This window comes from Arthrobacter sp. C9C5 (assembly GCF_013359735.1).
Lineage (GTDB): Bacteria > Actinomycetota > Actinomycetes > Actinomycetales > Micrococcaceae > Arthrobacter.
In genome coordinates this window covers 36,704-47,882 of the sequence record NZ_JABFMX010000025.1, presented here as the reverse complement: position 1 = coordinate 47,882, position 11,179 = coordinate 36,704, and the positions used below count along the sequence as shown (strand labels likewise).

General features: G+C 68.1%; 11 protein-coding genes and 1 pseudogene. 6 read left to right on the top strand and 6 right to left on the bottom strand.

The features are described from left to right. Together HNO80_RS16560 and HNO80_RS16555 are read right to left on the bottom strand one after the other, a co-directional pair. A pseudogene (locus tag HNO80_RS16560) lies at window positions 1-436 on the bottom strand (hypothetical protein); the annotation flags it as partial. 87 nt (window positions 437-523) lie between these two features. Further along, window positions 524-994 carry a GNAT family N-acetyltransferase gene (locus tag HNO80_RS16555; protein WP_175323947.1) on the bottom strand — a complete coding sequence of 157 codons (471 nt, stop codon included), beginning with the start codon at window positions 992-994 and terminating at the stop codon, window positions 524-526. Window positions 995-1,188: 194 nt separating this feature from the next. Here HNO80_RS16555 and HNO80_RS16550 point away from each other — a divergent pair, with 194 nt between their 5' ends. The 5 genes from HNO80_RS16550 to HNO80_RS16530 all read left to right on the top strand — a co-directional run bounded on the left by HNO80_RS16550 (window position 1,189) and on the right by HNO80_RS16530 (window position 5,227). Then, on the top strand, window positions 1,189-1,752 hold the full coding sequence (locus HNO80_RS16550) for a flavodoxin domain-containing protein (protein ID WP_175323946.1): 564 nt from the start codon (window positions 1,189-1,191) through the stop codon (window positions 1,750-1,752). A 170-nt stretch (window positions 1,753-1,922) separates the two neighbouring features. After that, window positions 1,923-2,663 (top strand): phosphotransferase, encoded by a 741-nt coding sequence (locus tag HNO80_RS16545; RefSeq protein ID WP_175323945.1) that lies wholly within the window; start codon window positions 1,923-1,925, stop codon window positions 2,661-2,663. 124 nt (window positions 2,664-2,787) lie between these two features. Continuing rightward, on the top strand, window positions 2,788-3,393 hold the full coding sequence (locus tag HNO80_RS16540; protein ID WP_175323944.1) for a malonic semialdehyde reductase: 606 nt from the start codon (window positions 2,788-2,790) through the stop codon (window positions 3,391-3,393). A 48-nt stretch (window positions 3,394-3,441) separates the two neighbouring features. Beyond that, window positions 3,442-3,972: a 2'-5' RNA ligase family protein gene (locus HNO80_RS16535; protein ID WP_175323943.1), complete on the top strand. Its 531-nt coding sequence runs from the start codon at window positions 3,442-3,444 to the stop codon at window positions 3,970-3,972. Window positions 3,973-4,258: 286 nt separating this feature from the next. Then, on the top strand, window positions 4,259-5,227 hold the full coding sequence (locus HNO80_RS16530) for a GGDEF domain-containing protein (protein ID WP_349627384.1): 969 nt from the start codon (window positions 4,259-4,261) through the stop codon (window positions 5,225-5,227). A gap of 67 nt (window positions 5,228-5,294) precedes the next feature. On the opposite strand, the gene pgm is transcribed toward HNO80_RS16530, so the two are convergent. Then, complete coding sequence (gene pgm / locus HNO80_RS16525; RefSeq protein ID WP_175323942.1) at window positions 5,295-6,956, bottom strand: phosphoglucomutase (alpha-D-glucose-1,6-bisphosphate-dependent); 1,662 nt, start codon at window positions 6,954-6,956, stop codon at window positions 5,295-5,297. Window positions 6,957-7,088: 132 nt separating this feature from the next. Between pgm and HNO80_RS16520 the strand changes: the two genes are divergently transcribed. After that, window positions 7,089-7,550 (top strand): DUF4190 domain-containing protein, encoded by a 462-nt coding sequence (locus HNO80_RS16520; protein ID WP_175323941.1) that lies wholly within the window; start codon window positions 7,089-7,091, stop codon window positions 7,548-7,550. Here HNO80_RS16520 and HNO80_RS16515 read toward each other — a convergent pair. The 3 genes from HNO80_RS16515 to HNO80_RS16505 all read right to left on the bottom strand — a co-directional run bounded on the left by HNO80_RS16515 (window position 7,540) and on the right by HNO80_RS16505 (window position 11,113). After that, a complete protein-coding gene (locus tag HNO80_RS16515) occupies window positions 7,540-8,400 on the bottom strand; it encodes a phosphotransferase (RefSeq protein WP_175323940.1) in 861 nt (286 codons plus the stop codon). The genes HNO80_RS16520 and HNO80_RS16515 overlap by 11 nt on opposite strands. 5 nt (window positions 8,401-8,405) lie before the next feature. After that, window positions 8,406-9,875, bottom strand: coding sequence for a peptide MFS transporter (locus HNO80_RS16510; RefSeq protein WP_175323939.1), 1,470 nt, complete (start codon window positions 9,873-9,875; stop codon window positions 8,406-8,408). 125 nt (window positions 9,876-10,000) lie between these two features. After that, the gene (locus HNO80_RS16505; RefSeq protein ID WP_175323938.1) at window positions 10,001-11,113 is read right to left on the bottom strand and encodes an alcohol dehydrogenase catalytic domain-containing protein; all 1,113 of its coding nucleotides are present in this window, start codon (window positions 11,111-11,113) and stop codon (window positions 10,001-10,003) included. Window positions 11,114-11,179 lie beyond the last annotated feature (66 nt).

The window sequence follows — 11,179 nt, the reverse complement described above, 5'->3', positions numbered from 1 at the left end:
CGGCGGCGGCGAGTTCTTCGTGCAGGGGCGGGAGGATCTGGCCGGTGATCCCGGTACGCGGCAGCACGTCCCCGGCCAGGGACAGGCGGCGGTGGGCCTCGGTGCCGGTGATCTGCAACCGGTCCCGGAGGAAGTCCCCGCTCTTGCGGTAACCGTCGTCCAGGACCGGGGAATCCGCGGCGGCGGCTTCCTTGCGGGCTCGGTCCACGGCGGCCGCGCCGACGAGCTGCAGGAAATCCACGGCCCGGGCGAGCTCCTCGACCCCGGCGGCGAACTCCGCAGCCTCCCCGAAGCTGAACAGCGCAGCATCCCCGACCGCCGTCGAACACAACCGCCGGACTTGCCCAAGCACGCTATCCAGTTCCGGGCCGCGCCCGCCCTCATCGCCGTCCGGCCAGCCGGCCGGACGAGCGATGAGAGCTGCACTGATTCCCATGAACTAAGTTCATCAGAGACCTCAGACATTATTAGGAGCACCCGCTACCGGGCAGCTGTGCGCTCCGACTACTCCTATCCGCCGCGCCTATTCGCGCAGGTCAAGAGTGAAACCCGGATGGTCCGGATAGTCCCCCACACGATCGGCCTGGAAGCCCAGCGCTTCGTAGAAGCCCACGGCGGAGGGGCTCGCCTGCCAGTCGAGAATCATCGGCTGGGGCCGAGCTCTCGCCCACGCAAAGATGAAGTCCATGATCGCCCCGCCCGCGCCGAGCCGACGTGCCTCCGGATCGACGTAGAGGTCATGTACCCGGCCCGTAGTGAAGGTTGTGCGCAAACCCGGCCCGAAGTCCTGGGCAAGTCCGTAGCCGAGGAGGCGCCCGCCAGACTGCGCAACGGCTATGCACCAATCCGCGCCGCCGACAGCGGCCGCGTAACGGCTGTCGAAGTCCTTCCGGGGCACATCCCGGGCGCCAGGGGTGAAAGCTATCGACAAGCTGCGGACCTCGCCTGCGTCTTCCGGCGCGGCCGGACGGACGACTAGCTCCCCGAATGTCATTCGCCGACCCTCCTTCAGTATTCCCACGGACTTCCGAGGTAAATACTGCCACCCGCCGTCGCCCGGTCTTTGTTGACTACCGTTGCCTCAGGCCGCGCCCCTCGTCCTCAGGCTGGCCCGTGTCGGGACTTATGGCAGGTTCGAACCGGCCCAGCCTCTATAAGACTTGGGCGAGGAAGGTAGGAGGTTCAACCATGAGAGTTCTCGTTGCCTATGCAAGTGCACTGGGGTCCACCCGGGGGATAGCTGAACATGTAGCCGGCCGCATGGCTGTTGCGCTGGGCGAGGTCGAGTGCCGGTCCGTGGAGGAAATCAAATCTGTCTCCGGCTACGAGGCAGTCGTCGTCGGCAGTGCCATCCACAATCAGGCGTGGCTGGATCCGGCTTTGCTGTTCTTCACACACAATGCGCACGAGCTGGCCAAACGACCTGTCTGGGCGTTCAGCGTGGGGATGTCCGACGCCTTGCCACGGCTATTTCGAAAGCGCGGTGCGGAACTGCAACAGAAGCGTCTGGAACAATCCCAGTTCCGGGAAGTTCCGCTCCGCGGCCACAAAGTCTTCTCCGGTGTCTACGAGGCGGCCCAGATGCCGACGCCGCTCCGGGTCCTGTTCCGGCTCACCGGCGGCCGCTTCGGGGACCTGCGGGACTGGGCGGCCATCGACGCCTGGACTGATGACATTACAGCCCAACTCGCTACATCTTCCGAGGGCGTGGGCGTCCAAGGTCTCCCCCCGGACCGGCCAGCCGGCGCCTGACCAACGATCCGGCGAACAGGCCAACGCCCACCGCGAGCTCTCGTCCTCCTTGCAGCACGACGACGCCTAGGCGCCCCAGGCGCCCCAGAGGCCCCGGCGCCCGCCGTCGCCCTCACCGAACCGCGGCGCCGAACCTTTGCCGGCCGCACCACGTCCCCTAGATTGGTTGGATGGTGAACGAAGAGGTCCTTGCCGGCGGCAATTCAAGCATCGTCGCGCGCGTGGGGGACACCGTCCGCAGAAACGCCGGGCCCTGGACGCCGGCCGTTCACGCCCTGCTCGATACGCTCCGCGCCAGCGGAATCAGGCGAGTTCCGTCAGCGGCAGGCATGGACGAGCAAGGCCGCGAAATCCTGTCCTTCCTGCCGGGGGACGTGGTGGAGTATCCGCTTCCGGAGTGGATTTGGCATCCCTCGATCCTGCGGGAGGCGGCCAGCCTGCTCCGGAAGATCCACGATGCCAGCGTCGAGTTGGCCCACGAGCCGCTGAGCTGGCAATTGCCAACCCACCAACCGGTTGAGGTGGTGTGCCACAACGACTTCGCCCCGTACAACATGGTGTTCCAGGGCCAGCGGTTCGCCGGAGTCTTTGATTTTGACGCTGCGTCGCCGGGGCCAAGGATCTGGGACTTCGCCTACCTGGCCTACCAGCTGGTGCCGCTGATCGAGGGCGGTGGCGCCGGTGCGCCGGAGGGACCGGAGAGACTGGACCGCCTGGACGAACTGACTGCGGCGTACGGTTTACCGTTCCCGCGACGTGACGTGCTGGAGACACTCGCCGCCAGGCTTCGTGAGCTCGCCGACTACTCCGACGGCCGGGCGGCGGCCACGGGACGGCCGGAACTCAACGATCACGCCGCAATGTATCGCCGCGACAGCCTTCGAATGCTGCGGCTGGCGGAGCGGGAGTGACCTTGCCTTCCCGCTGTGGGCGACGTCACTCCGCGCCCCGGGAAGCAGCCGTCCCGGGCATCGGTTGAACCAAGGGACAGCAACAGTGCCCCGGACGGGGTGGAAGCCCAGCGAAAGGGACGCGATGACGATCGCCCATGAAGAAGCAGTAATCGACGCCGCAGCGGTGGACGCCATCTTTGCCCAGGCGCGCACGGCCAACTCCTTCACCGGTGAAGTCACGGACGAGCAGGCCCGTGCCATCTACGAGCTGACGAAGTTTGGTCCCACCGCGTTCAACTCCCAGCCCCTGCGCGTCACCTATGTCCGTTCGGACGAGGCCCGCGCCGCGCTGGTGGACGCCCTGTCCGCCGGCAACCGGGTCAAGACGGCTTCCGCGCCGCTGGTCGCGATCCTCAGTGTCGACACCGCCTGGCACGAGCAGTGGGACAACTTCCTCCCCGGCTACAACGCCCCCAAGGCCATGTACGACGCCGCCCCGGACCTGGCCGCGGCCACCGGCAACAACAACGCCCACCTGCAGGCCGGCTACTTCATCCTCGCCGTCCGGTCGCTGGGACTCGCGGCCGGGCCGATGACCGGCGCCGACTTCGGCAAGATCGACACCGCTTTCTTCCCGGACGGCAGCCAGAAGAGCTTCATGGTGGTTAACATCGGCCAGGCCGCCGAGGACGCCTGGGGCGCCCCGAAGCCGAAGTTCGCCTACGAAGACGTGGTGCGCACCGTCTAAGTGCCCGGGGAAGGGGCCAGTGACGGGGGCCAGTGGCAGACTTGGCCCATGCGGAACCTGATTGTGGTCGCCTTCCTGGAGCCCGTCACCGAGGGGATGGAGTTCCCGCGCGATGCCTGGCCGCTGCACATCACCCTGGTGAAGTTCGACGTCGTCGAACCGCCTCCGGCCGCCGACGGCGACGGTGACGTTTCCGCCGCCGCCGGGGACGCGCTGGCCGCCCGGGTGGCCGGGCTCATGGAGGCGCCGGCCCGGGCCGCGCTGGGCAGCGCCGTGACCGTGGGCGGGGAGGCGGGCTTTGGCCGTGGCGGCTCCGTTCCGGTCAGCCTGATCGAACCCAGTGCCCCGCTCCAGACCCTCCACGAAGCCCTCGTGGCAGCGGTCGAGGCCTTGCACGGCCGGATCGCCACCCCCGGCTACACCATGGCGGGCTTCCGGCCGCATGTTTCCCATCGGGGCGAAAAAACGCCCCGCGCGGGCGAGCAACTGGCGCTGGACCGGATCGCCCTGGTGGACATGGCCCCCGACGGCGGGCATGCCACGCGGCGGGTGCTGAGGCTTTGGGAGGCCACATCATGAATGAAGCTCTTCATTTGTTCTCCGAGGTGCCATACTGGGGTCAAATCGAGAGCTGACACCCACGCATATTGGGGTCACTAGGTGCGTGCTGGGGGAACCACAGGATGATGCTTGACACCTCTACCCTGCGTGTTGCCTGACGCTGCTGTGCCTGTTCTACTTCATCACTTTCAGGCGGACCCGTTCGCCCTTCAGCGCCTGGTGGTGCTCGGCCCTCCTGCTCTTCCTCACCGGATCCGCTGCCTATCTGCTGGACGGAACGGTCCACCAGGCGTGGGCGAACCCATTGGGAAATACCTTGCTGGTCGGCGGCGCCGGAGCCATGTGGGCCGGCGCCCGGTCGCTGCGGAGCGGAAGCCCCAGGCTGTGGTTCCTGCTTGCGGGACCGGTGGCGACGGGCGTCGTGTCGGTGCTGGACCACCCGGCCACGAACGACTGGTCCGGCGGGCCGGTGCTGCTGGCAATGATGGCGCTGATGTTGGGGCTCTCCTCCCGCGAGCTCTTCCTGCTCGAGGTCGACTACTCCCGGGTGCACCGCCCCCTCGCCTACGGCTCCGGCCTCCTGACCGTCTTCTACGTCGGCCGCCTGGCCGCATTTGTCGTTGATGGCCCGCATGGGCCGGTATTCGTCGCCTACTTCGGCTCGGTGGTGACGACCCTCCTCACCTCGATGGTCCTGGTGCTCGCATCTTTCACCATGGCCGAGTTGAGCAACGAGCAACTGACCCGTGACCTCCGGGCGCGCGCCACCGTCGACGGGCTTACCGGGCTGCTCAACCGCACCGCTTTCATGGACCTGGCAGAGAACGAACTGCGCCGCCTGGGCAACGCCCGGACCACGGCCTCGCTGGTCCTGGCCGACCTGGACCACTTCAAGGCCGTCAATGACCAGTACGGGCATGCGGCCGGAGACGTCGCGCTGCAGGCCTTTGCCGCGGCGTGTACGGCCTCGGTCCGTTCCACCGACCTCGTGGGGCGCTATGGCGGCGAGGAGTTCGTCCTGCTGCTCCCCGGGGTCAGTCCGGAGCGCGCCGGCGAGATGGCGGCCACCATCAGCCGCCGCTTGCAGGAAGCACAGCCGAACGTGGAGGCGCGGCTCCCCACCGTGAGCTACGGGATTGCCTCGACCGGCCCCGGCCGGGTGGACCTGCAGGCCCTGATCGCCTCGGCCGACGCCGCTCTCTACCGCGCGAAAACGCTGGGCCGGGACCGCTCGGTACTGGCCGCCAGCCTCCGCGAGGAGCAGACGGCCTGAGCCCAGGCCCCGGCGCCGGGCCAACGGCAGGGCCAGCCCCGGCCGCCGGCCCCCGCGCCAGTGGCAGCTAGGAAATAACCCCGTCCACCAGGGCCTTGGCTTCCGCCTGTACCTGCTTCAGGTGCTCCGCGCCCTTGAAGGACTCGGCGTAGATCTTGTAGACGTCCTCGGTGCCCGACGGGCGGGCCGCGAACCAGGCGTTCTGGGTGACCACTTTCAATCCGCCGATGGCCGCGCCGTTGCCGGGCGCCTCGGTCAGCTTGGCGGTGATGGTTTCGCCGGCCAGTTCCGTCGCGGTGACGTCCGACGGCGACAGCTTGCCCAGGGCGGCTTTCTGCTCGCGCGTCGCGGCGGCGTCGATCCGGGCGTAGACGGGGTCGCCGAACTTGTCGGTGAGGCCCTTGTAGAGCTGCGACGGCGACTTGCCCGTCACTGCCGTGATCTCGGACGCCAGCAGTGCCAGCAGGATGCCGTCCTTGTCCGTGGTCCAGACGCTGCCGTCCATTTTGTTGAAGGAGGCACCGGCGGATTCCTCGCCGCCGAAGGCGCCCTCGCCGGAGAGCAGCCCTGGGACGAACCACTTGAAGCCCACCGGCACCTCGACGAGCTTCCGTCCCAGGCTCTCGGCAACCCGGTCGATGATCGAGGAGGACACCAGGGTCTTGCCGATCACGGACTGCGGGTTCCAGCCGCTGCGGTGCCGGTACAGGTAGTCGATCGCGACGGCGAGGTAGTGGTTCGGGTTCATCAGCCCGCCGTCCGGCGTGACGATGCCGTGCCGGTCGGCGTCGGCGTCGTTGCCGGTGGCGATGTCGAAGGGTGCGGACCCGTCAGCACCAACAGCCATGCGGTTGATCAGGGAGGCCATGGCTGAGGGAGAGGAGCAGTCCATCCGGATCTTCTCGTCCCAGTCCAGTGTCATGAAGGCCCACTGCGGGTCCACCGTCGGGTTCACCACGGTGAGGTTCAGATGGTGGCGTTCGCCGATTTCGCCCCAGTAGTCCACGGACGCGCCGCCCATGGGGTCGGCGCCGATTCGGACGCCCGCCTCGCGGATCGCGTTCAGGTCCAGCACAGAGGGCAGGTCATCGACATAGCTGGACAGGAAGTCGAACTTGCCGGTGGTGCCGGCGGCCATGGCGTCCGCGATCGGAACCCGCTTGACCCCGCGCAGCCCGTTCTCGAGCAGTTCGTTGGCGCGGTTGGCGATCCAGCCGGTGGCGTCGGTGTCCGCCGGGCCGCCGTGCGGCGGGTTGTACTTGAAGCCGCCGTCGCCGGGCGGGTTGTGGCTCGGAGTCACCACGATGCCGTCGGCCTGCGGCGCTCCGTGGGCGGAATTGTTGTTGTGCGTCAGGATGGCGTGGCTCAACGCCGGGGTGGGCGTGTAGCCGTGGCGGGCGTCAATCAGCACGTGAACGCCGTTCGCGGCGAGGACCTCGAGGGCGGAGTTCTGGGCCGGTTCGCTCAGGGCATGGGTGTCCTTCGCGAGATACAGCGGACCGGTGATGCCCTGGCCGGCGCGGTATTCCACGATGGCCTGGGTGATGGCGAGGATATGCGGTTCGTTAAACGACGCCTTGAGGCTTGAGCCCCGGTGCCCGGAGGTGCCGAATGCGACCCGCTGCCCGGGGTCGCCGAGATCCGGCGAAACGTCGTAATACGCGTCCAGGAGCGCAGTGAGGTCAACAAGGTCTTGGGGTTGGGCAACTGTGCCCGCGCGGCTAGCCATGGCTCCAGCATGCCAGACGAGGGGGGCCTGCAACATGGTTTCGTCCGAATCGGACCGCTGTGACGCCGCATGTCCGGCTTGGCGAAACGGCGCGGCGCTAATCTTGACCTAGACACGTCAGAGGGGATATCCATGACCGAGCAGCCCACGTCCGGGTATGACGAGGCGCACCGAGGCTTCCAGCCGCCGCCGTATCGTCCGCCATACGGAGGCGATGGCCACGTTCCGCCGATGCCGACGGCGGCCCCGCACCTCGGGCAACCGGCCGGCAGCCACGATGCCTACGGCCAGCCGGCCGGTCCGTATGCCGACGCTTACGGCCAGCCGTATTACTACGGCGTGGCTCCCGCGCCGAAGGGCCTGAGCATCGCGAGCCTGTGCTGCGGCATCGCGTCGTTCCTGGGCTTCGGCTTCTTCCTGCTCCCGCAGTTGGCCGCCGTCGTCCTCGGTCACCTGGCGTTGAACCGCGAGCCGGGCGGCAAGGGCCTGGCCATCGCAGGACTGGTCCTTGGTTATGCCGCGATCGCCATCACCCTGCTGGTGGTCGTGATCCTTGGGGTAGCCTTCGCGAACGCGGACTTCATCACTCGGTAAGAGCGGCCACCAGCTGCTCAGCGTTGGCCTCCAGCCAGCCGCGGCGGCGGAGGATCAGCTCACCCACGCCGTCGTCCCACATCCGGGCCCAGCCGCCGCCGAGCGTCGCCGCGTTGTGCCGCATCCGTTCATAGCTCAGCGCCGCGGCCTCGATGCCCAGCCCCGGCACCCGGCGTCGTTCGTCCTGGTCCCAGCCGTAGGCATCGGCGAAGATACGGAGCCGCCGGAACGGGTCCACTCCCTCCCAGCCGGGCCACACGTCCGCCGGGTCGCGGAGCGGCGTCCAGTGCATGGCGGTGTTGTAGGAATCCCTGAGCGCTGTGCTGGGCCCGGCGAGGTCGAAGTCCACCAGCCCGGCGGCGAGGCCGTCCCGGACCACCACATTCTGCGGCGTGACGTCCAGATGGCACACGAGCTCCGCCGGGTCTTGCCTGACGGCGCGCGGTGGGATGTAGCGGGGCGGAAACGCGTGGGTGTCCGGCAAGAAACCGGCCGAGGCGGTGTGGAGCCGGCGCAGCAAACGGGCCACCGAGGCCAGTAGCTCCTCGGACTGCACCCAGGCTTCGGGCACCGGCCCGGCGCACTGTCCCGGCAGGAAGGTCAGCACGTCCCTGCCCTCCACGTCCCGGCCCAGGTACCGCGGCGCACCGTCGAACCCGGCGTCCTCGAGCCAGTCGAGGTAGCCTGCGACGGCGAGGCTCTGCGGCTGGTGCGGGCGGCGGATTGTCCCGCCAACCCGCACCACCCCTTCAGTGACATCGCCCGCCGGCATGAGTTCGACGTCGGACGCCTCGCCGGGGGCGGGGACGTAGACGCGCGCCTCAGCCGGCGGGCGATATCGGGTGCTCATTTAGCTCAGCGTACGCCGCCCATGAGCTTCTTGATGGCAGGTGAGGCTGCAGCAAGGCCGACGGCCAGAAGCATCGCCGTGCCGCCGACGCCGATGAAGTACGGCAGTTCGTCGTCGGGGTTGTAGAGCCCGGAGAGCATGCCGGCCAGCGTGGTGCCCAGCGAGACCGAGAGGAAGAACAAGGCAACCATCTGCGTGTGGAAGGCCTTGGGCGCCAGCTTAGTCGTCACGGACAGGCCGATGGGGGAGAGGAACAGTTCCGCGAGCGTGAACAGCAGCAGGATTCCCACCAGCGCCAGCAGCGGCGTCTTGCCGTCGCCGGCCAGCGGGATGAACGCCACGAACGCCAGGCCCATCACGAAGAGGCCGATCGAGAACTTCAGGGCCGAGCCGGGCTGCTTGCGTCCCAAGCGGGTCCACAGGGCAGCCATGACGCCGGCGAAGATGATGATGAATACCGGGTTGATGGACTGGACCCAGGCCGCCGGCATTTCCCAGCCGAACAGGTTCCGGTCCAGCTTCTCCTCCGAGTACACGGCAATGAAGGTGAACTGCTGCTGGAAGAGCGCCCAGAACGCGGCGGAGGCGATGTACAGCGGGATGAACGCCGCGACCCGGCTCCGCTCAGTGGCATTGACCTTCTTGCTGCTGAAGATCAGGACGAAGTAGAGCGCCGACGCGCCGATGGCCGCGTACGCCATGGACATGGCGAGGTTGTCAGCGTTGACGACGCCGGTCGCCAGCAGCACCGCGATGATCGCGGCGATCACGGCGAAGATCAGTCCGTACTTGGTGCGTTCGGCTGCGGGCAGCGCGTTGGGCACCCGATGGGCCTCTTCGGGCAGCTTGTTGCGGCCCAGGGCGTAGATGGCCAGTCCCACGGCCATGCCGACGGCGGCGGCGCCGAAGCCCCAGTGGAAGCCCTGGCTTTCCTGCAGCCAGCCGGTGACCAGCGGCCCGATCAGGGCGCCGGCGTTGATGCCCATGTAGAAGATGGAGAAGCCGGCGTCGCGGCGTTCGTCCTTCTCGCGGTACAGGCTTCCGACCAGGGCGGTGGCGTTGGCCTTCAGGCCGCCGGAGCCGACACCCACCAGCACGAGGCCGGCGACCAGGCCCGGAATCCCGGGGATGAGGGCCAGGGCAATGTGCCCGGCCATGATCATGATGGCGGAGCCGAAGAGCACACGCTCGGAGCCGAAGAGCCGGTCCGCGAGCCAGGCGCCGAGGATGGTCGAGAGGTAGACGCCGCCACCGTAGGCTCCGACCAGGCTGGCGGCGAGGGCCTTGTTGATTTCAAGGCCGCCTTCAGCGGCGGTGAAGTACATGTAGTAGAGGAGGATGCCTTGCATTCCGTAGAAGGAGAAGCGCTCCCACATTTCTACGGAGAAGAGGCTGGCCAGCATCTTTGGGTGGCCAAAAAAGGAGGTATCGCCCGGCGTTGTAGCGGGGGGAGTGTCTAAATGAGTTGTGCTCATTTACTTAATGCTGACACCGCGGCGCGCGATTGTCACATCCGCGGCGCCCCGGGGCAAGTCAATTCGAGGGTGTTTCGCGGACCCGCTTTGCCCGGCGAGCCGGCCGGAGGGACCCCGTGGCCAGGCTAGCCGGCGTCGAACATGATGACCTGGCGGACGGCCTTGCCGTCGGCGAGCTGGTCCATGGCCTGGTTGATGTCCGCCAGCGCGATCCGGGAGGAAATGAGCTCCTCGACCGGCAGCTTCCCGTCCCGCCACAGCTGCGCGTACTTGGGAATGTCCCGGGCCGGCACGGCCGAGCCGAGGTAGCTGCCAATGATCGTGCGGGCCTCCGCGGTGATGGTCAGTGGAGAGAGTTGCGCGCGGGCGTCGGGAGAGGGCAGCCCGGCCGTGATCGTGGTGCCGCCGACGTCGGTGGCCGCGAAAGCGGTCTCGAACGCCCGGGCGCTGCCGGCGCATTCGACCACGAACTTGGCCTTGACGCCTTGTTCGGCCAGCTGCTGCGGGGTGTACGTTTCGTGGGCGCCGAGGCGGCGGGCGTGCTCCAGCTTCTCGTCCAAGGTGTCGACGGCGACGATCCGGGAGATGCCCTGGGAGACCGCGGTGATCAGCGCGGCCATGCCGACGCCGCCGAGCCCCACGATCATGATGCTGTCCTCGGGCCGTGGTTTCGCGGCATTCAGCACCGCGCCGCCTCCGGTTAGCACCGCGCAGCCCAGGACGGCGGCGATGTCCGCCGGGATGTCGTCGCCGACCGGCACCGCGGAGGCCCGGTCCACGACGGCGTGGCTGGCGAAACCGGAGACGCCGAGGTGGTGGAAGACCGGCTCGCCGGCGCGGCTCAGGTGCATGGAGCCGTGCAGCAGGGTGCCCTTGTTGTTGCTCTTGGAGCCGGCGGTGCAGGGCAGCCGGCCGTCCGCTGCGCAGTTGGCGCACTGCTCGCAGCGCGGCAGGAAGGACATGACCACCCGCTGGCCGGGCTGCAGGTCGGTGACGTCCGCGCCGACCTCGACGACCCGGCCGGCCGCTTCGTGGCCGAGCAGCATGGGGACCGGGCGCACCCGGTTGCCGTCGACGACGCTGAGATCCGAGTGGCAGATGCCGGCCGCCTCGAGCCGGACGAGGATTTCCGTCGGCCCCGGGGCGGAGAGCTCCAGCTCCGCGATGCTGATCGGTTTGGACTCCGCGAAGGGCCGGGGGCGGCCGATTTCCTCCAGTACTGCACCGGTGATCTTCATCGATCCCTCTCGTGTCGTTAACCGCGTTCGCACCAGTAAACCCCAAGCGGCCGCGGCCCGGGTAAT

Coding starts and splice junctions, on each gene's coding strand:
- HNO80_RS16555 (WP_175323947.1), bottom strand. CDS start 994: ATGACATTCGGGGAGCTAGTCGTCCGTCCGGCCGCGCCGGAAGACGCA.
- HNO80_RS16535 (WP_175323943.1), top strand. CDS start 3,442: ATGCGGAACCTGATTGTGGTCGCCTTCCTGGAGCCCGTCACCGAGGGG.
- HNO80_RS16505 (WP_175323938.1), bottom strand. CDS start 11,113: ATGAAGATCACCGGTGCAGTACTGGAGGAAATCGGCCGCCCCCGGCCC.
- HNO80_RS16540 (WP_175323944.1), top strand. CDS start 2,788: ATGACGATCGCCCATGAAGAAGCAGTAATCGACGCCGCAGCGGTGGAC.
- HNO80_RS16515 (WP_175323940.1), bottom strand. CDS start 8,400: ATGAGCACCCGATATCGCCCGCCGGCTGAGGCGCGCGTCTACGTCCCC.
- HNO80_RS16510 (WP_175323939.1), bottom strand. CDS start 9,875: ATGAGCACAACTCATTTAGACACTCCCCCCGCTACAACGCCGGGCGAT.
- HNO80_RS16550 (WP_175323946.1), top strand. CDS start 1,189: ATGAGAGTTCTCGTTGCCTATGCAAGTGCACTGGGGTCCACCCGGGGG.
- pgm (WP_175323942.1), bottom strand. CDS start 6,956: ATGGCTAGCCGCGCGGGCACAGTTGCCCAACCCCAAGACCTTGTTGAC.
- HNO80_RS16520 (WP_175323941.1), top strand. CDS start 7,089: ATGACCGAGCAGCCCACGTCCGGGTATGACGAGGCGCACCGAGGCTTC.
- HNO80_RS16545 (WP_175323945.1), top strand. CDS start 1,923: ATGGTGAACGAAGAGGTCCTTGCCGGCGGCAATTCAAGCATCGTCGCG.